This is a genomic window from Echinicola sediminis, from assembly GCF_054777495.1.
Genome location: NZ_BAAHAP010000098.1, coordinates 1 through 18,798, shown reverse-complemented (window position 1 = coordinate 18,798; position 18,798 = coordinate 1). Strand labels below are relative to the sequence as shown.

Genomic DNA, 18,798 nt, shown 5'->3' with positions numbered 1-18,798 from the left:
GTGCCAGGGATGAATTTAACGCCTCCTATAGTCTTTCTTTTGCCAATTACATCGGTGTAGGTGTATGAGTTATCGATCACCCGACCAGTGTTGCTTATTCGTTCTGCTTGGCCTCCGGATAGATTGATGGCATCGATTATGCAACCAGTAAGCCCGTTGGCCTTGCTGTCATTATAGGGCTTTGGTTTGGTAAGGGCATGTTCTGGGACGTTGGGGTATTTGGCCCGTATTTCCATCATTTTTAGCGCGGCCAATTCTTTTAAATTGCCGGGAAGATAGTTATCTTTGATAACTGCATTTGATTGGACACCATTAGCAGTCAAAGCCTTACAGCGGGATTGCCCATGTGGGGCTTTTGCTTTTTTTACTCCTGCCATTGCTTAATACTTTACTGTCTTGACTTCAGTTAATGCTGCCTCCACTTCAGATTCTTTATAGAGGATCCTATTACCGATGTTATATGACTTTATGAATCCTCGTTTTGAATAGCTGTTTAAGGTAGGTAGGCTAATGCTTAGTCTTCTGGCTGTTTCTTGCCTAGTCAGATAAATATCTTCTTGTTGTGTCTGGCTTCGGTTTAGGATTGATCCTGAAACTAGTTTTTTTAGTTCCTGCATCTCCTCAAGTAGCATCTGCACATGCTCAGGTAGGTTGTTATGATTGACAATCATTTTATACCTCCTTTCCTTAGAGCATTAAAAACTTCGACTTTGTCAAAAATGTATTTAACGCCTACCTTGAAGTAAGGGATCTTACCTTTTTCAATTTCCTTTTTAGCAGACGGTATCGAACAGCCCAATAGAGAAGCTAGGGATTCAAGACCGTAAATTAGATTTCTGTCTTTCAAATTGTTTGAAGGACATGAAGATAGAGAAGTAGATGAATTGTTTTTCATTGTGAAATAGGTTTAAAAAAATCTGGCTTCATTTTTATGTTATGCATTACATAACATGTCAGATTTTTTTTTAACCTATTCAGTCAAAATAAAGTAGTCGTGTTTACTCCTTTATTTTAGCATTATAAATGCTTTGACCCAATGAGTTAAAAAATGTTTAGTAGTAAAACAATTGTAAAAAATAGTTTGTCAAAAAACAAATTAAAACACATCAAAGTAGTTAAAAATAAATGATTTTAGCTTACCTCGAATTTAAAAGTGTTTCCCCAATGTTCTGCCAGCTGGACGGCTACATCCTCAGGCTTCACCTTAATGTATTTCAAAAATGCGCTTTCTGTGCGATGCCCCGTTATCTTCATTAAGCTAATAGCCGGGAACCCTGATTTATAAACGTTTGTGGCAAAGCTCCTTCTAGCAGTATGAGTACTGATGAATTCCCATTTTGGTTTATTATCAATTACTTTAAGGCCTCCCTTTATATGTTCTGCCTCTACAATGACCTTGAAACAATCTATTTCTTTAGCTACATCTTTGATGTATTCATTCATTTTCTGATTACTGATAGGTGGGGGTAGGCTATTGGGATATTTACCGTCATATTTGGCCATGATAGCCTTAACTGTTGGGTGGATGGGAATAATTACCTTTTCACCTGTTTTCTGTGTCTTTATATGTAAAAATCCGTCTTGTATGTTTTCCGGTTTAATGGTCGTGAAGTCACTGAATCGCAAGCCGGTCCAGGCCCCGACCATGAATAAATCCCTTACTCGTTCAAGATGCGGGATTTTTGAAAGGTCTTTTTCGTACATCTTTTTGAGTTCATCCTCATTCAAATAAATTGAAAATCCGGTCACGTTGTGCGCTTTGAATTTTGAGGATTTGAAGTACATGTTGTTATTGTATCCATGCTCCGTAGCATAATTTAAAAAAGTCTTGATCACCATTATATGTTTGCCAACTGAGTTGATCTTGTACCCGTCCTTATTGAGGGATTTAACAAATTTGGTATAAAAGTTCTGATCAATGTTGTCGAAAGTCAAGTGATAGGTTTTTCCAAACTCTTCAAGTTTGGATTTGGTAGTCTTATATTTTCGAATTGTTCGTACATCATATTTTTTTCCTGAGCTCGTTAGCCGGGTTCCGTCTTCAGCTTCACGAATGAAGCGATCAAAAAGGTCAATAAAGGTAAATGGCTTATTGGTGCTGGAATCTATGTTTTCTACCCTGTTAAGCTCCAAATCAAGTTGGTCCTTAAGCTCCCTGGGTAATGGATATCTTTCAAGTTTAAGCTTAAGCTGCCTGAATATTTTTTCGGCGGTTCCTTTAATATGGGATAGGGTGTGATTGAAAACTTTATGAGCGGGGAATGCCTGTACCTCTTTAGCAAGCTGTTTTTTTTCATTCCAAAATTTGGGATGGATTTTTTCAAGTGTAGGGTACTTTATTCTGGTGCTGTTGTAATAAATAAATAGTGTGATAGGGGTATCCCCATCTTTATCCTTATCCCTTAGGTAATAATTGAATTCAGCCATAACTGCATTTTGATTGGATAATCAAATATAACTTATTTCAATTTGGGGGGCAGTATGGGGGACAGTATTTTTTAATTTGGCTTACTTTCCTTTAATCCCTTTTTCTTATTAAAATGGCTTTTAATTGATTTTAAGCGGAAAAATAAGGAAAATTACAGATGGTATAGTTAATTAATAATTAGCCCTGTCGAGGCTACTGAAAACCGCTTTATAGGTAACTATAAAGCGGTTTTTTTATTTTGGGACAGACTGTATATGCTTTCCAGCAATAAGGAACAGTATACTTTCGAATTTAACAAGCCGTTTCAATGCTAATCCTTTAGCATAAAATAAAACATCGCTTTTACCGGCTGACTCATGGGTTTGGCTCCGCTGATCCAAGAGGATACGTTTCCTTTGTCAATCCCGGTCATTTCGACAATGGTGTGTTGGTTTATTCCTTTTTCCTCAAGCTTCCTCTGCAACCAATTAGGGGTTACCTGATCCACTGAGGGTGGGAGATATTCTACGGGTCTAACCCTTATGTCCCTATCAGGAAAGAATTTCGCAAACAGTTCCTTAGTTCTTGTAACAAGTCCTTTTTTATCCAAGTAATTTTCAGCAAGGCTTTTGGTTTGTATAGTTTGTACAGTAATATGCTTTTCGTTTGTTTCCAGAACCTTGAAGTAAATCCGCCCATGTCGTTTGAACAAGTCTGCTCCATGGTTCAGCTTTTCCAGCTGGTCAGGTGAAATCAGGCCTTCCAAGTATCTTATGTTTTTGATAATGTTCATGCTGCAATATACAAAGTTGTTTAATAAACAACTTTATTTCATGGGTGAATTCTTATCAAATGCTCGATAATTGAAAAATAGTATTTACTTAACAACCGTCTTTAAGCGTATAAATGCCGTTAAATAAATTGTTTTATGCAAATCCGCTAGTAGCTATAAATTAGCAAATCGTCTCTCACAACTTGTCTGCAGTGGCGGATAATGCACAGAAATCCAAGGGAAATTTTTTCAATTTCATGGAATATCCTCATCCGGCGGGGAGGCTGTAAGAAATAAATTTACGGATTTATATGGAATACTGTGGGGAATCGAATTTAAGTATTTGAGTTAATCTAAGCGTATGGATGATCAAAGAGGCCTGGTGCCGATAGCCATCGGCAGGGAATTAACTTTCACAATTTAAAGGAAACGCGGCTAAAGCGACTATGAAAGCCACTTCTGTTCCCGGGTTGGCACCCGGGGTTATCTCTATTCAGCCCTTCCAAGGCTGGATGAAACCATTCAAACAGGAAATCGGAGAAGCGAGGCGGGTGCAATTTGGATAACCACGGGCCAGTCTGCCCAAGCAGGTAAACCGACAGGGGAGGGGAAGCCTAGGGACCATGCGAACAACAGCTAAAAACATTAGCCGCCAAAACTCAATACAATGCCAGCCCCTTTCCGCCAATACGTTTCCGCATTGAAAAGCCATGCCAAAAAAAAATGCCTGCAATCCACCAAACAGAGATGATCGGTAACGAGATGTTTTAGCATGTTTAGCCACTACAAATCTTATAGAACCAAATTTATTGGTGTCATTAAGGGAAATTCTAATTATTTTTTCGAAAGAATGAACATTCTGTGTGTTTAACGGATTGATTTTTAGCTGCTTTTGATAACCGAAATAATATTCCCTGCCGGATCTTTAAACCAGGCGATATCGGGGCCGTGCTCACTTCTGGAAATGCCTTTTTGATCGGTCTGGATTTCTCCGCTGTACTGCTCGAACTTAATCCCCTTAGCAATAAGTCCATCCACAACTTTTTCCAGATCAGGAACATAAAAGTTCAGCACGGTAAAAGCGGCGGGTTGATGGTCGGGCTTGGGGTAGACGATGATCGGTTCGTTTCCTGAAGTGTGCAATTCAAGCAGGCCCATGGGATGCTCAGTGACCTTCAGTCCTAATTTCTCTGAATAGAAGGTTTTGGCGGTGGATAAATTGTTCACGGAAAAACTGCTAAAAGCTTTGCTGGATGCTAACATGGTCATTAGGGTTTTGTTTTCCTTAAGATACTGATTTTAGGGGTTAAATACACTCGATTAGAGAGAGCTGATTGCTTTTTTGTCGATTTTGGTGATGATCCTCTCCAATTGATAAATATGCCTATAGCTATGAAAGATGGTAAACCATATCCATTCTAAGCGTGTAAATGACCCAAATTCCGGGATGATAAAATCCAGACACTCTTCCGTAAGGTCCTTGTTTTGAAAGGTCAGAAATTTTGAAATTCTTTCTTCCAGTCCTTGAATGAGAACTTCCTTTTTAATACTTCCCGTTTCAGGTGAAATATGAACAGGGGATTCCATTTTTATGGAGAAATCAAGGAAGGTATTTTTGATATCCCATACCTTACTGTCTGGTATTCTTTTGGTCTTTTGGATGGTACCTCCAAGCGCGTATACTACACCGTAGGATTTGTAGAGATGGTCACCTACCTGCCCGGCCGACCAGCTCCCGTGAAAGGGGCACTGATTGAGTTGGGTGGTAGTAAGTGGGCTAAGCAAGGAAATCAGCTTGTTACTGATTTCCCTGAATTCCTTAAAAACCTCCTTGTTGGGATTGACCATTAGATGAAGTTATTGGTTCGGAAGGGCACTTTCATCCATAAACATGACTTCCCATTGGTGACCGTCGGGATCGGCAAAGGCATGTTGGTACATCCATCCATGATCCATGGGGTCTGAATAAGTGCTCCCTCCGGCTTCCAGTGCTTTGGAGACAATCTCATTTACCGCGTCCTTGCTTTCCATGTCCAGGGCGATCAGTACTTCGGTGGTCTTGGTGGCATCTGCAATGGCTTTTTTTGTAAAACCCTTGAAGAAGGGTTCAGTAAGGAGCATGGCATAAATGCTGCCATCATTGATGACCAGGCAGGCTGCTTTTTCATCCGTAAACTGAAGGTTGAAGCTGAAACCTAGATGCTTGAAAAAGTCCATGGACTTTGCTAAGTCTTTGACGGGCAAGTTGACGAAAATTTTAGAAGGCATAGTGTTTGGGTTTTGGTTCATTACAAACTTAGTGTACAATAACCTTTTTGTAGGTGGGTAAATACGTCGTAATAAGGGGGAAATCCCGACAATGAATAATACTTAGAATGTAAGCAAAAAAAGTCGTTTTTTTGATTTTAGGCAGGGATTATTCAGGAATGGGAAAGCTTGTCCGAAAAGTATTTAGTGATTTGAACAAACAGTGGACATCTTTTTAGATACCCCAAAAGAGATGACTGCTCAAAGCTGCCTGGTGCCGGTGACTGTAGGTCGGAAATGAAGTGCACTTCGGCAGGCTCAGTGACCATTCGACAAGCTCAGTGACCATTCAGTAGACTCAGCCGCTATGCACTTGTGAGCCCAAGTACTGTATCGATCGTATTTATTATCATGATCAACTAACCTAAAAAGTTTTCAAAAGACCAGGGTGTGTATCAGGAGAAACAAGGCAAAGAAATTTCAATAGGCGTTAAACACAAAGAGACAGCGAAAAGCTGTCTCTTTGTGTGGTCAAAATTTATTTCTTCTTTTTCTTAGCCTCCTTCATGGGGTTACTGCCCGAAGCAGCTCCTCTAGGGCCACTTTCTCTTTTAAACATTTCAAAGCGGGAAGGAAGATGTCTTCTTGGGAAATAATTGTTTTCCTCGTCGATATCAGCCGTTTCCCGAAGAGGGTCCAAAACAATGGATTCAATCTCTTTTTCCTTAGGGAAGACTTTGGTTACCTCGGTCTCGTTTTTCCTCCAGATATAAGCGGGGATTCTTTCGATCTCCGAGGTTCCATCGATGTAATTGAACTGAATGATCAATGGCATGACCAAGCCCCCTACATTCTTAAAGGTCAGTTCGTAATAGTTGAGGCCACTGTTGAACAACTGCCTTTCCTTATCGGTGAGGCCGGCAACAAATTCCTTATGGGCTTCTTCTTCGCTAGGACTGACAGTGAATTTGTTATAGCTATTGTAGAAATCACGCGTGCTTGGGTCTTTTTCAATAACCGTCTCAGCGATGTCCTGCTTATTGACTGTTCGGCTGAGGTAGCTTTCGTATTTGTCGTAATCTTCCGCCTCTTTATTCTTCTTTTCAGCCGGGGTTCTGTTGTCAAGTTTATACCATTTCACATCGGATATGGCCAGATCGACCGGCTCGGTTTCATAGAACCAGCCGCGCCAAAACCAATCCAGGTCCACTGCCGAAGCATCTTCCATGGTTCTAAAGAAATCCGCAGGCGTAGGATGCTTGAATTTCCACCTTTGGGCATATTGTTTAAAGGCAAAATCAAACAGCTCTCTTCCCATTACCGTTTCCCTCAGGATGTTCAATGCTGTGGCCGGCTTGGCATAGGCATTTGCTCCGAATTGAATGATGTTTTCGGAGTTGGTCATGATGGGTTCCAGGTATTGCTTCTCGCCTTTCATATAATCGACGATCTTATGGGCAGGGCCTCTTCTGGAAGGGTAGTTCCTGTCCCATTCCTGTTCGGCCAAAAACTGCATAAAAGTATTCAGTCCTTCGTCCATCCAGGTCCATTGACGTTCGTCAGAATTAACAATCATCGGGAAGAAATTATGCCCTACCTCATGGATGATGACCGAGATCATTCCGTTTTTGATGGCCTCAGAGTACGTGCCATCCTTATCAGGTCGCCCGTAATTGAAGCAGATCATGGGGTATTCCATGCCGTTGGCCGCTTCCACAGAAATGGCCGTCGGGTAAGGGTAGTCAAAGGTCCGGGCGGAATAGGATTTCAAGGTATGCGCGACCACTTTGGTGGAATATTGCTCCCAAAGCGGATTGCCCTCCTTGGGGTAGTAGGACATGGCCATCACGTTTTTGCTGCCTACGTTTACCGCCATGGCGTCCCAAATGAATTTTTTGGAAGAGGTCCATGCAAAATCCCTGACGTTTTCCGCTTCAAATACCCAGGTCTTTTTACCGCTGGCTTTGCTTTTTTCAAGTTTTTCAGCCTCGCTCTGGCTTCGGATAATCACGGGCTGGTCAAAGGTTTCCTTCGCCTTTTCCCAACGCTCAAGTTCAGAGGTGCTGAGCACCTCGTCCGGGTTTTGTAGTACACCGGTGGCGCCTACCATGTGGTCCGCAGGAGCGGTAATGCTTACCTTATAGTTGCCAAATGTCAGGGCAAACTCCCCGCTTCCATAGAACTGCTTGTTTTGCCAGCCTTGAAAATCAGAGTAAACAGCCATGCGCGGAAACCATTCGGCCATGGTGTAGAGGTAGTTGCCGTCTTCTTCAAAGTATTCGTAGCCGGGTCTGCCGCCGATAAAGCTGGTTCTGTCGTGGATATTAAAGCTCCAATCTACGGTAAACTCAAGTTGTTTTCCCGGCTCAAGAGGCTGTGGCAGGTCCACTCTCATCATGGTTTGGTTGATGGCCACAGGGATATCTTTGCCTTCGCTGTCTTTCACGCTGTGGATTTTATAGCCCAAATCCTGGTCATGCCATAAAATGGATTCCAGCTGGCGTAGCGACATACGCTCATAGATTTTGCTGGTAGCAGCTTTTTGGTTATCGGCATCCTTGGCCCTTTGATTTTGGTCTAGCTGTATCCACAGATAGCTCAGGGCATCCGGAGAGTTGTTGATATAGGTTACTTTTTCAGAACCTTTGATGCTTTGGTTCTCGTCGTCCAGCTCCACGGAGATTTCATAGTTGGCCTGTTGCTGCCAATAAAGGTGTCCGGGGGCTCCTGAAGCAGTTCGGTATACATTGGGGGAACGAAGAAGGCTTCCCAGCTGCTCAAACCGCTCTGCATGGTTTTGCTCACTTTGCTGGGCCAGGACGGCGCCTAAAGCAAGAAAATGTAACGCGAGAAAGTAAATAATTCTTTTCATATCTCTAATTGGAGTTTATTTGGAACAAGTCGCTCAGCTTGCCGAACCTGTATCCGGCAGCTCAGGTCAGTTTATTTGGGTCAATTAGTGTATTACCAGTATTTGGCACTCAGGACCATCATTACCGCCATGCCAAGCACCACAGATGAGATCACCAGGGCCCATTCTTTTCTGTTTGCACTGAGGATGCCGATCGCAATGGATGATATCAGGGTGAAAACACCCACGATGACCAATTGTCCTACTTCAAGCCCCAAGTTGAAAGCCAAGAGGGGTTCCCAAATAGAGTTTTCCTTACCAAGCAAAGACCTGAGATAGTTGGAAAAACCCAATCCATGGATCAAGCCAAAGAAAAGGGCAAAGAAGTAATTTGCCTGGATACCGCTGCCATTGGAGGGTCGGGGTCTCAGGATATTGAAGAAAGCCGTAACGGCAATGGTCACCGGAATAAGGAACTCAACCAAGCTGGAATTGAGGGTGAAGATCTTCAAGGTAGCCAGGGCCAAGGTGATGGAGTGGCCAATGGTAAAAGCGGTCACCAAGATCAATATTTTTTTCCAGTCCCTCAGCAGATAGACCGCGCACAATGCAACAACAAATAATATATGGTCAAAACCTTTTAGGTCAAGGATATGCTCCATGCCTAAATTGAAATACGCTTGAAACTGATTCATTTAACTTTTCGTTTGTCCTTTTGCATGAAAAACCCTTGAGGAGTCAGGTTTCTGAAAGAAAACTAACCACCCCGTACATGATTCACGAAGGGCTTGGGCTTAGTTTTAATTTGGGTTAGAAAAACAGTCTTGTAATATTAATGCTAAATTTGCACAAATTTAAGAAATCAATACGCAAATGCTATATAATTACATAGTTACTTTGATCTTGGGATGGATGGTCGTTTTGCATCCTTTTTACATCAGTGTGACCGATGTCAATTACAATCCAAAGACAGGGAGCTTGGAGGTGGCACAAAAGATATTTTGGGATGATCTGGAAGTGGCACTGGGCAATAAGGCGGGCAAAACACTGGATTTCTTGAACCCCGATGCGCCAGAGGAATTGGAAAAACTGATCAAAGATTATTTTTTAGAGAAGAACGCTTTTACGGTCAATGGGCAAGCGGTTTCACTGGATTATATTGGCTACGAAATTGAAGAGGATGCTGCATGGTTTTATTTGGAGGCGAAGAATGTTCCCAAACCAAAAACAGTGAAGGTAAAAAATGCGGTTTTGATCAGTGATTTCCAAGACCAACAAAATATGGTCAATTTTTATGTAGGGGAAAAAGCCAAAACCCTGATCCTGTACAAGGACCATGAGGAAGGAAACCTTGGGTTTTAGTTGCTGATGACTTTACTGGGTAGTAGGGATGCTGGAAAAGTAAGTGATCTCTCTGAATAATACCCATAGCTTTAAGGAGCGTAAACAGTTTCCTGCTGAACTCGCTGATCAGTGCAGATGTATTATTATTTGATGCTTTTTCAATGGTATTTTTTATTTGTCCCTTTCCATTCTCATAGAAAAAAATCAATTAAGCGGTTAATAACTCCAAGAATTAACCGCTTAACCATTAACCAAACTTTTCTCCAAAACCATTGGGGATAGCCTAATTTCTTAGCAGCCAGCCCAAGAGGCCGCTGGAGATTTTGCTTGTTTTGAAATCATAGGGCGGGTATAATAGCTTGGGCAGCGATTTGCCTATGCGCTGTTGAATCACGGCTTTTTCATTGCTGAAGGCTAAAAAACCAGCATGCCCATGAGCCTTGCCCATTCCACTTTGGCCTATCCCTCCAAAAGGCAGCTCGTTTTGAAGGTATTGAATGCCACAGTCATTAATGGCCACAGTTCCCGCGCTGGTTTCTTTGATAAATTGCTCGATCATTGTATCATTTTCGGAGAAAAGGTAGAGCGACAGGGGCTTTGGTTTGTGGTGCAGCAATGCCTTGACCTCTTCCAGCTTATGGTAGGACAGTACCGGAAGGATGGGGCCAAAAATCTCTTCCTGCATGAGCAGCATATCTTCAGACATTCCAGAAATAATGGTGGGTTCCATGAAGTTTTCTTCTGAAAGGGTCTTGCCGCCATGATAAACATGTGCACCCTTGGTCTGGGCATCTGCAAGCATGTTTTGGAGTCTTCTCAGGTGCTTGCTGTTGATTATTCTACCGTAGTCTTTGTTGGATTCCAGACCCTTGCTCCCGGAAGGATACATTTTGTTGACTTGGGCAATAAGTGCTTCGATGAGTTCCTCTTTTTGCGACTCATGGACCAAAAGGTAATCCGGAGCGATACAGGTCTGACCGCAATTTACCCATTTGCCAACGGCAATTTTCTGAACGGCATCTCTAAGGTCATAACCCCTGTCTACTATTACCGGGGATTTGCCTCCCAGTTCTAAAGTGACACTGGACAAATGCTGGGCAGCAGCCGACATCACCATCTTGCCGTTGGAGGGACTGCCTGTAAAATAGATGTGGTTAAACGGGAAGCTCAATAATTTTTGGGCCATAGTGGCATCTCCCTCAAAAACGGCCACCTCTTCTTTGGTGAAAATTTCAGCGGCCATCCTTCTTATCAGGGCTGCACTGTGGGGAGTCAATTCCGAAGGCTTTAGGAAGGCTGTGCAGCCTGCAGCGATGGCCGATACAAGTGGGCCTATACTTAAATTAAAAGGGAAGTTCCAGGGGGAAATGATCAGGACAGTTCCCTTGGGTTCGTAGTGAACTTGGGATTTTGTGCCTAAAAGGTAGAAAGGTGTTGAGGCTTTCTTTGGAGCCATCCACTTTTTAAGGTTTTGAACGGCCAGGTTGATTTCCATGAGCACATAACCGGTCTCCGTTACCGCTACTTCAGCAGCAGCCTTTCTGAAATCAGCGTAGATGGCTTTTTCAATTTCGCCTGCATTGGTCTTAATCCACTCTTTTAGGATAAGGAGCTTTCTGATACGGTAATCACATGAACTGTTCCTTAGCTGTATTGATTTTTTTCGCTGCAAAGAAAAAGTTTCAGAGAGTTCTGTTGAATGGTTGAGTGCGCCCATGACCCTGGAGTTTTGGTTTATTACAAGATAGGAAAATTCCGCAGAGCTCACCGAACACTGCAGGTTCTTTGTGATTGAATTTGCTGCATCTCAGGTTGCCTCTTTATATCGGCCCACTGGTATAACAGCAAATATTTAGATTATTTTTAGTATTCCCACAGCAAAAAAGATGCTTTAAAAGGAGGCTGTCTCATAAGTCATGATCGGAATCTGGTTACCCAATATTCCATGGGTATAGGATTTCTAATCGCTTGCGATGATGTAATCATAGACATTATCTTGGATAGATTCCGCAATTGAAATTCTAAGGGTTTTGGCGGAAAGTTGTATGCTCTATTGATATTAATCCGGCCAAAACCGGACCCTAACATGGCGCTTTTGCCTGGGGTTGCCACCCCAGGCTATTATAAGTTCGCCCCTTTCTCCACTGACTGACAGCTTACAACAAAATATTATCTGTGTAAGACTCAGGGGAATTTACATCTGAGACAGACTCTTTATGATGCTCTTAAGTTAAAAGGGATAATAACCACAGATGGATACAGATAAACACAGATGTGTTATTTTACCTCTTTTAATCTGTGGTTTACTTAACAGTATTTAGGGAAGAGGTGGATGATTTCAGTAAAGATGGTTTCTAGGCTGACGTTAAAAAAAGTAAAGCCGTTAAATATTCTCGGTTCGGAGAATATTAAACGGCTTTACCCAATGTGTTGGCTTGATCAACTCTTCCCTTAAAGACCGTCTATAGTGTTATAAGGGAAAGAGAAAGCAGTCTTTTATTATCTTGATGTAAGCAATTTATCTTCAGGCTTGCTTTCATAAGGAATGGCAGCCAGTTGCTCAAGTTTTTCAGATTTTGTCCGTTCAAAGGCCATTCTGTTTTCCTTGGAAATGGGGTCAGATGGTGGGATTTCCTCTTTCAGCCAATCCACCTGCTTTCCGTGTTTCCAAAATCTAAAGCAGAGGTGCGGACCAGTGGCTAGGCCTGTACTGCCTACATAGCCAATAACCTGTCCTTGTTTTACCCTCACGCCATTTCTGATTCCACCGGCGATTTTAGACATGTGCAGGTATTGGGTGGTGTAAGTGCCGTTGTGTTTTACCTTTACATAGTTTCCATTTCCCCGGGTATAGCTGGCAGCAATGATGGTTCCGTCACCCACCGCACGGATTTCCGTACCCCTAGGGGCTGCATAATCGGTGCCTAAATGTGGCTTGTACCTTTTCTGTACAGGGTGGTATCTCCGGAGGTTATAGCGGGAACTGATCCTTGTAAACTTGACGGGGTCACGGAGAAACTCCTTCTTAAAGCTGTTCCCTTCAATGTCAAAGAAGGCAATCTGGCCGTTTTGCTCAAATGGAATGGCGTGGTAAGGCTCTCCCATATGCTCAAAATAAGCCACCTGGATATCGTCTACGCCGACGACATTGCCTTCAACTACGCGCTCGTTGTAAACTACTTTGTATTTGTCCCCTTTTTGCAGGCGCTGGAAATCAACACTCCAGCCATACAGGTCGGCGAATTGGTCAATCATGTCCGGGGTGATGCCCTGTTCGGTCATATTGACGTACAATGATGAGGTGATCTGACCTGCAACTTCTCTTTTTCGAAGTTCTACCGGCTTTTCTTCCTTATAAATATCGTTGCCGTCAAGCTTGTAAACAACAAATTCAGCAGCATTGGGTTCGTAGATAAAAAACTCCGCTGTGGAGGTGCTGTCTCTGGCTTTTAGGACGGTGTATTTTTTGTTAAAGGCGATTTTTCGGACATCAAAGATATCCCTGGATTTTTTGGCGATCTGGTCAATGATCTGGTAGGGGACATTAAAAGGGGCCAGGATGGTGGACAATGTTTGGTTTCTGCCCACAACGCCTTCCACAATATCCAGCTCGTTTACGTCTATTCCATAAAGTAAGTTTTCCTCTTCAATGACTTCGGCCTCCTCTTCTATGACCGAAATTTCCTCGTTCTCTCCTTCACTATTCGGTTGGAGTTGATAGTTGTAAAATCCATAAGCTCCAGCCGTTAGCAGCAAGGCGGTCGTTGCTGCGATCCATGTTTTCTTCATTCCCTGATTACGATTTTGGCAATTTATATTTTAATAAGTAATAAAATTAAGTTTCATTCAAAATACAATAGATTTTGGTGATTTACGAATGCTTTCTTCCGGCAAAAGTAAATTTTCTCTAAATCAACGAAATACTATTGGCTTTAGGTATGCCAAATGTCGTTATTTTTTATTGGCTTTTGAAAAAAGAAGATAAAAATAAGCGGATACTGATTATCAGAATAGTAAACTGTGCTGTGAATTATTATCTTTGGCGATTGGTATCGAACAAAAAATTAGAAATATGCTAAGAACACATACTTGTGGAGAGTTGCGTTTAGAGGATGTGGGCAAGGGAGTGACACTTTCCGGTTGGGTACAGCGCGTCCGTAACAAAGGCGGATTGGTATGGGTGGACTTAAGGGACAGATATGGTGTGACCCAACTGATTTTTGAAGAGGGGGCCTGTGATCAGGCATTGCTGGATAAGGCCGCTTCATTGGGACGTGAATTTGTCATCCAAGCAAGGGGTGAGGTCATCGAAAGAACTTCCAAGAACAACAAGATCCCTACCGGGGATATTGAAGTGAAGACTTCTATTCTGGAAGTGCTGAATGCTTCTAAAGTGCCTCCTTTTGTGATCGAAGATGAAACAGATGGAGGGGAAGAGCTCCGGATGAAATACCGCTACCTGGATTTGAGAAGAAATGTGGTCCGTGAAAAGCTTCAACTGCGCCATCATATGATGCAGGAGACCAGGAAATTCATGGACAAGTTGGACTTTATGGAAGTGGAAACTCCGGTGCTGATCAAATCCACTCCGGAAGGAGCGAGGGATTTTCTTGTTCCAAGCCGTATCAACCAAGGTGAGTTCTATGCATTGCCACAGTCACCACAGACATTTAAACAGTTGTTGATGGTCAGTGGCTTTGATCGGTATTTCCAGATTGTAAAATGTTTCAGGGATGAGGATTTGAGGGCCGATAGGCAGCCTGAATTTACCCAGATAGACTGCGAAATGTCCTTCGTGGATCAGGAAGATATACTTCAAACCTTTGAGGGGTTGGTGAAGCACCTGTTCTCCACAGTGAAAAAGGTGGAGCTCCCTGAAGTGGAACGAATGACTTTTGAAGATGCCATGAAATATTATGGCAACGACAAGCCTGACCTGAGGTTTGATATGAAATTTGTGGAGCTGAATGAGCTGGCCCAAAACAAAGGTTTCAATGTTTTCGATGCGGCTGAATTGGTCGTGGGCATCTGTGCCCCCGGTGCAGGAAGCTATACCAGAAAGCAGGTAGATGCTTTGACAGACTGGGTGAAAAGACCGCAGATCGGAGCCAAAGGACTTGTATATGTAAAGTGTAATGAAGACGGTTCTTTCAAGTCTTCAGTGGATAAATTCTATAGCCAGGAGGATTTGAAAGCCTGGGCGGACCTGATGGGAGCGCATCCAGGAGACCTGATGTTGGTGCTTTCAGGTGATAAGAACGCCACCAGGAAACAACTGTCCGAGTTGAGGCTGAAAATGGGCACTGATCTTGGACTGAGGGATAAGAATGTGTTCAAACCATTGTGGGTATTGGACTTCCCGCTATTGGAGTGGGATGAGGAAACTGCCAGGTATCACGCCATGCACCATCCGTTTACCTCTCCCAAGAAGGAGGATATGCCTTTGTTGGATACAGATCCAGGGGCGGTACGCGCCAATGCATATGATCTTGTGATCAATGGTGTGGAGATCGGCGGGGGATCTATCAGGATTCATGACCGAGAGACACAGAAAACGATGTTCAAACATTTGGGCTTTACAGATGAAGAGGCTCAGGAACAGTTTGGCTTCTTGATGGAAGCCTTTGAATATGGGGCTCCGCCACATGGAGGTATTGCCTTTGGTTTTGACCGTCTCTGCGCCATCTTCGGAGGAAGCGATTCTATCCGGGATTATATTGCATTCCCGAAAAACAATTCCGGCAGGGATGTGATGATAGACTCACCAAGTCATATTGCTGATGAGCAATTGGAAGAATTGAGCATTCAGCTGGCACTGAAAAAGCAAAAAGTCTAATCGATATAGCGTGAAACAAATAAAGCAGATTTTCGAAAGAAAACCTGCTTTATTTGTTTAAAAGTCTATAAGGCTGCTCATTGCGATTACTCGGATTTTGACCATTTGATTCCGCAGCCGATGGCCTTGGTTGTTTCCACACTTATTTTTTCTCCTCGCAAAATCGATTCCACAGCGTTTTCCAGGTAAGGTTCGGTGACAGCATCGGCGTCCCTTTGGTTATTGTCAATAGCGCCGATGTATTTGACGATGAACTCTCCATTTTCCTTGTTCAGCAGATATACATGAGGTGTTCGGGTGCCACCATAATCTTTGATGACTTCTTGGCTTTTATCGTAAACATAATAGAATGGAAAGTTCTTGTCCTTTGCCCTCTTTTTCATGGCTTCAAAACTATCTCCAGGACTGACCTGCTGGTCGTTGGAATTGATGGCGATAACCGGATAGCCTTTCGGGGCATACTTTTCATGTAGGCTGATCATTCGGTCTTCGTAAGCCTTCACCACCGGGCAGGTATTGCAGGAGAAGATGATGATTGCGCCTTTAGCCTGGTCCATGCCACTGAGGGAAACTTGATTTCCATCCACGTTTGGTAGCTCAAAGTCCCTGGCCGTATCTCCAATATTGTAGCCATTTGTTTGGGCAATGATTCCATAATTGACCCCGAGGGCCAGCAGTACGATGATAAGTAGCTTGAGTGTTTTCATGGTCTTAGGGTTTGAGTTTTTTGATCAAGGAGTTGAGTTCTTCAGGTTCCAGCTGTCCTTCGTGAAAGTGACGGTTGCCATTGGGAAGGATAAAGAGGGTGGCGGGTATTGCCCCCGACCAATCAGGGTTTACTTTATCTATCCACTTATTATAATCCATATCATCGAGGAGGTAAACAGGCGATTTTATGGCTTTTCGCTCCAAAAAACGGGAGACCCTTTCCGGTGATCTTCCGTCGTCCAGGGAGATGAAATACAGTTCCAAATTGGGGTCACTAAGACCGGCCTGTTCAAAATAAGGCATTTCCTTTACACAGGGAGCACACCAGGTGGCCCAGAAATTATACATTCGGAGCTTATCTGATTCCTTCGCCGTCATTGCTTCAAACTCCTCAAAGCTTATAATACTAAAATCTGGTTCGTTGGCTGTACGATGATGGAATAAATAACCAAAGAGCAGTAAAATTGGAAAGGCAAAGCTATAAATACAGCGGGTCATCTTGGTAAGGGTTGTTTTGGTGTATATGCCTGAAAACGAAATTTTTACCCTTATGTTCTGCCTTTCCGTGTATTAATGTTGATAGCCCCTAAGTTCAAAGTCAAAGTGTAAGGTCTTTTCATGCCCTTGTACTGAGAGAAAAGCCAAAATCAACCACTAATGGTCATTATATCTAGACGGATTGACACTTCCATTGTCCTTTCGCCCTGCTCACATTGAATCATTTACTTGCAGTAGGGCTGAGTACCAAATGGCTTCTAATTCCCATTACGATCAGTAGCTGGGCCAAGATATAAGTGCCCATCACCAGTACGTCCCCACTGGGAATCGGTTCAAAAAACAGGTCCAATGCCAGCAGGCTATCAGAGATCATGAAAAGCAAGGCACCGAGAAAGACTTGGATAAAGCTGATCAGGTTGGTGCGCTGATAACGCTCCCGGGCAATGGAGACCATCATTACCATGGCCAAAATATAGAGGACGACCGGAGTCTTTAGCTGTTGTAAGCTATCATTGATCAAAAAATAAACAAAGGCAGCCATGATGTATATGGGAAGGTTATAGATAAATAGCTTCAGGAAATTGATGTTCCGAAGATTGATTTGATGGTTTTGCGTTAATTTAAAGGCAACGGTATAGCAGGCTATGGCGATGAAAAAGGCCCCCAAACCATAAAGAAAGAGGCTTGGAAACAGCAAGAGGATATCCCCGGCCAAGGAAAAAATGAGGGCAGCCCCAACACATTTCCGCAGCAAAGTATTCTTGATGCCAGTGGTGGTCGTTAAAAAAAAGACAGTCAGGGAGAGCAAAATGAAAGGTTTTGTGAAAAAACGGTGCTCGGGCTCTTCTCTGATAATCATGACTATGTCAGACAGTCCTGCAAATAAATAGGCATATAGCCAGCCAATTCCTTTTCGTTGCATGTGGATGATGGTGGTGTGGTTGAGGAATATTTCCTCGGTTAAATAATTTTATTTGGGAAAGATAAACTCACTACTGTTTTTTGGTTTACCGTATCACAGGGTGATTTTGACAGGTTAAAATCAGTAAGTTTTGAAGATAATAAAAAAATACAAATCTTAAGGCTTGTTGTAAACTGCTGTTATTTCCATCGGCGAGAATTATTTTTTTGAAGAAGACTGAGATGAAAGTTAACATCCTTGTACGCGATTAACCATTACTGCTTCCGCAAGGCAGGTTTGGTTAATGGTTTACCTTGCCTTCCGGCCAGACGGAACAGGTGATTTAGGGAAGGATTTTACCACCAGAAAATTAATGAGGGATTGTGACGGACAGGTAAGCACAGGATGATTTTGGTTGAAAAGAGTTGAAAATTAAGGTGATAAACTCAAATTCCTTAATATGTTTCTGTCTAAAAGGAAGGATGAAATAACCGATATATTCACCGAAAAAGCCCCAATAAATCATGGCGATTCATCCGGATCAAAGCCGGATGTGGAGATTTGGGATTCGTTTAGAAGGGGGGATGAAAATGCCTTTATCAGCATTTATAAGCAATATGCGAATGTTCTCTATAATTTTGGCTGCCAAATGACACCAGACCATGCTCTGGTCAAGGACAGTTTACAGGATTTTTTTATTTACCTGAGGCAAAAAAGGGAAAAGCTAGGAGCTACCGATGCGATCAAACCCTATTTATTCAAGGCTTTCAAGAGGAGAATCCTCGCTGAGATGAAAAAAGGAAAGCTTGAGCTTGTCCAAGAGGAGGTCTTTGATTTTAAAAGGTTTCCTGTAGAACTTTCTCATGAAACCGTTTATATCAACCAACAGATCGAAAGGGAGCAGCTTTGCAGGTTAAGTGAAGCCTTGAGTTTGCTGGATCCCAGGGAAAGAGAAGCGATATATTACTTTTATTATGAAGGTTTGAGTTATGAGGAGATAGCCGGTATTTTTGAGTTTTCACATGTTTCCTCGGCAAGAAGGTTGGTTTACAGAGGCCTGGCCCATTTGAGAAAGTATTTTGTTGTCTGCCTTTTGGCACTATTTTCAGAATATTCCGGCCAATGAAAGGCTGAGGCCATGCTCAACCCGAAAACAAGGCCATTCTACAAAACCAACATAAGCCAGTAACAAGCACATTAAGGTACAATATTAAGCATGATTTTCCGATACTTT

General features: G+C 42.7%; 18 protein-coding genes. 3 read left to right on the top strand and 15 right to left on the bottom strand.

The genetic code is table 11. The features are described from left to right. From ACYVAA_RS18945 to ACYVAA_RS18900, 10 genes are all read right to left on the bottom strand, one after another. Positions 1-377, bottom strand: a 377-nt coding sequence (locus ACYVAA_RS18945; protein ID WP_460544765.1) for a hypothetical protein, incomplete at its 3' end; no start/stop codon positions are given. 3 nt (positions 378-380) lie between these two features. Then, positions 381-617 (bottom strand): helix-turn-helix domain-containing protein, encoded by a 237-nt coding sequence (locus ACYVAA_RS18940; protein WP_460544767.1) that lies wholly within the window; start codon positions 615-617, stop codon positions 381-383. A 50-nt stretch (positions 618-667) separates the two neighbouring features. Next, positions 668-895, bottom strand: coding sequence for a DUF3853 family protein (locus tag ACYVAA_RS18935; RefSeq protein ID WP_460544763.1), 228 nt, complete (start codon positions 893-895; stop codon positions 668-670). 236 nt (positions 896-1,131) lie between these two features. Beyond that, a complete protein-coding gene (locus tag ACYVAA_RS18930) occupies positions 1,132-2,427 on the bottom strand; it encodes a site-specific integrase (protein ID WP_460544761.1) in 1,296 nt (431 codons plus the stop codon). 311 nt (positions 2,428-2,738) lie between these two features. Next, complete coding sequence (locus tag ACYVAA_RS18925) at positions 2,739-3,200, bottom strand: hypothetical protein (protein WP_460544759.1); 462 nt, start codon at positions 3,198-3,200, stop codon at positions 2,739-2,741. 861 nt (positions 3,201-4,061) lie between these two features. Next, the gene (locus tag ACYVAA_RS18920) at positions 4,062-4,442 is read right to left on the bottom strand and encodes a VOC family protein (protein ID WP_460544757.1); all 381 of its coding nucleotides are present in this window, start codon (positions 4,440-4,442) and stop codon (positions 4,062-4,064) included. A 57-nt stretch (positions 4,443-4,499) separates the two neighbouring features. After that, positions 4,500-5,027 (bottom strand): DinB family protein, encoded by a 528-nt coding sequence (locus ACYVAA_RS18915; protein WP_460544755.1) that lies wholly within the window; start codon positions 5,025-5,027, stop codon positions 4,500-4,502. A 9-nt stretch (positions 5,028-5,036) separates the two neighbouring features. Beyond that, positions 5,037-5,447 carry a VOC family protein gene (locus ACYVAA_RS18910; protein WP_460544753.1) on the bottom strand — a complete coding sequence of 137 codons (411 nt, stop codon included), beginning with the start codon at positions 5,445-5,447 and terminating at the stop codon, positions 5,037-5,039. Positions 5,448-5,964: 517 nt separating this feature from the next. Next, positions 5,965-8,298 carry a M1 family metallopeptidase gene (locus ACYVAA_RS18905; protein WP_460544751.1) on the bottom strand — a complete coding sequence of 778 codons (2,334 nt, stop codon included), beginning with the start codon at positions 8,296-8,298 and terminating at the stop codon, positions 5,965-5,967. A 92-nt stretch (positions 8,299-8,390) separates the two neighbouring features. After that, on the bottom strand, positions 8,391-8,972 hold the full coding sequence (locus ACYVAA_RS18900) for a HupE/UreJ family protein (protein ID WP_460544748.1): 582 nt from the start codon (positions 8,970-8,972) through the stop codon (positions 8,391-8,393). A gap of 178 nt (positions 8,973-9,150) precedes the next feature. Between ACYVAA_RS18900 and ACYVAA_RS18895 the strand changes: the two genes are divergently transcribed. Beyond that, a complete protein-coding gene (locus ACYVAA_RS18895) occupies positions 9,151-9,639 on the top strand; it encodes a DUF6702 family protein (RefSeq protein WP_460544746.1) in 489 nt (162 codons plus the stop codon). Between the two features lie 265 nt (positions 9,640-9,904). Here the strand turns inward: ACYVAA_RS18895 and ACYVAA_RS18890 are convergent, their stop codons facing one another. Continuing rightward, positions 9,905-11,338 carry an aldehyde dehydrogenase family protein gene (locus ACYVAA_RS18890; protein ID WP_460544744.1) on the bottom strand — a complete coding sequence of 478 codons (1,434 nt, stop codon included), beginning with the start codon at positions 11,336-11,338 and terminating at the stop codon, positions 9,905-9,907. A 782-nt stretch (positions 11,339-12,120) separates the two neighbouring features. Then, positions 12,121-13,410, bottom strand: a complete 1,290-nt coding sequence (locus tag ACYVAA_RS18885; RefSeq protein ID WP_460544742.1) for a M23 family metallopeptidase — start codon at positions 13,408-13,410, stop codon at positions 12,121-12,123. 283 nt (positions 13,411-13,693) lie between these two features. Here ACYVAA_RS18885 and aspS point away from each other — a divergent pair, with 283 nt between their 5' ends. Next, positions 13,694-15,457: an aspartate--tRNA ligase family protein gene (gene aspS, locus ACYVAA_RS18880; RefSeq protein WP_460544740.1), complete on the top strand. Its 1,764-nt coding sequence runs from the start codon at positions 13,694-13,696 to the stop codon at positions 15,455-15,457. 86 nt (positions 15,458-15,543) lie between these two features. On the opposite strand, the gene ACYVAA_RS18875 is transcribed toward aspS, so the two are convergent. The 3 genes from ACYVAA_RS18875 to ACYVAA_RS18865 all read right to left on the bottom strand — a co-directional run bounded on the left by ACYVAA_RS18875 (position 15,544) and on the right by ACYVAA_RS18865 (position 17,585). Then, positions 15,544-16,164 (bottom strand): thioredoxin family protein, encoded by a 621-nt coding sequence (locus ACYVAA_RS18875; RefSeq protein ID WP_460544738.1) that lies wholly within the window; start codon positions 16,162-16,164, stop codon positions 15,544-15,546. 4 nt (positions 16,165-16,168) lie between these two features. Then, positions 16,169-16,663 carry a TlpA family protein disulfide reductase gene (locus tag ACYVAA_RS18870; RefSeq protein ID WP_460544735.1) on the bottom strand — a complete coding sequence of 165 codons (495 nt, stop codon included), beginning with the start codon at positions 16,661-16,663 and terminating at the stop codon, positions 16,169-16,171. Between the two features lie 220 nt (positions 16,664-16,883). Beyond that, complete coding sequence (locus ACYVAA_RS18865) at positions 16,884-17,585, bottom strand: lysoplasmalogenase (RefSeq protein WP_460544733.1); 702 nt, start codon at positions 17,583-17,585, stop codon at positions 16,884-16,886. Between the two features lie 439 nt (positions 17,586-18,024). Between ACYVAA_RS18865 and ACYVAA_RS18860 the strand changes: the two genes are divergently transcribed. Then, a complete protein-coding gene (locus ACYVAA_RS18860; RefSeq protein WP_460544731.1) occupies positions 18,025-18,690 on the top strand; it encodes an RNA polymerase sigma factor in 666 nt (221 codons plus the stop codon). Positions 18,691-18,798 lie beyond the last annotated feature (108 nt).

Coding starts and splice junctions, on each gene's coding strand:
- ACYVAA_RS18940 (WP_460544767.1), bottom strand. CDS start 617: ATGCAGGAACTAAAAAAACTAGTTTCAGGATCAATCCTAAACCGAAGC.
- ACYVAA_RS18935 (WP_460544763.1), bottom strand. CDS start 895: ATGAAAAACAATTCATCTACTTCTCTATCTTCATGTCCTTCAAACAAT.
- ACYVAA_RS18930 (WP_460544761.1), bottom strand. CDS start 2,427: ATGGCTGAATTCAATTATTACCTAAGGGATAAGGATAAAGATGGGGAT.
- ACYVAA_RS18925 (WP_460544759.1), bottom strand. CDS start 3,200: ATGAACATTATCAAAAACATAAGATACTTGGAAGGCCTGATTTCACCT.
- ACYVAA_RS18920 (WP_460544757.1), bottom strand. CDS start 4,442: ATGTTAGCATCCAGCAAAGCTTTTAGCAGTTTTTCCGTGAACAATTTA.
- ACYVAA_RS18915 (WP_460544755.1), bottom strand. CDS start 5,027: ATGGTCAATCCCAACAAGGAGGTTTTTAAGGAATTCAGGGAAATCAGT.
- ACYVAA_RS18910 (WP_460544753.1), bottom strand. CDS start 5,447: ATGCCTTCTAAAATTTTCGTCAACTTGCCCGTCAAAGACTTAGCAAAG.
- ACYVAA_RS18905 (WP_460544751.1), bottom strand. CDS start 8,298: ATGAAAAGAATTATTTACTTTCTCGCGTTACATTTTCTTGCTTTAGGC.
- ACYVAA_RS18900 (WP_460544748.1), bottom strand. CDS start 8,972: ATGAATCAGTTTCAAGCGTATTTCAATTTAGGCATGGAGCATATCCTT.
- ACYVAA_RS18895 (WP_460544746.1), top strand. CDS start 9,151: ATGCTATATAATTACATAGTTACTTTGATCTTGGGATGGATGGTCGTT.
- ACYVAA_RS18890 (WP_460544744.1), bottom strand. CDS start 11,338: ATGGGCGCACTCAACCATTCAACAGAACTCTCTGAAACTTTTTCTTTG.
- ACYVAA_RS18885 (WP_460544742.1), bottom strand. CDS start 13,410: ATGAAGAAAACATGGATCGCAGCAACGACCGCCTTGCTGCTAACGGCT.
- aspS (WP_460544740.1), top strand. CDS start 13,694: ATGCTAAGAACACATACTTGTGGAGAGTTGCGTTTAGAGGATGTGGGC.
- ACYVAA_RS18875 (WP_460544738.1), bottom strand. CDS start 16,164: ATGAAAACACTCAAGCTACTTATCATCGTACTGCTGGCCCTCGGGGTC.
- ACYVAA_RS18870 (WP_460544735.1), bottom strand. CDS start 16,663: ATGACCCGCTGTATTTATAGCTTTGCCTTTCCAATTTTACTGCTCTTT.
- ACYVAA_RS18865 (WP_460544733.1), bottom strand. CDS start 17,585: ATGCAACGAAAAGGAATTGGCTGGCTATATGCCTATTTATTTGCAGGA.
- ACYVAA_RS18860 (WP_460544731.1), top strand. CDS start 18,025: ATGTTTCTGTCTAAAAGGAAGGATGAAATAACCGATATATTCACCGAA.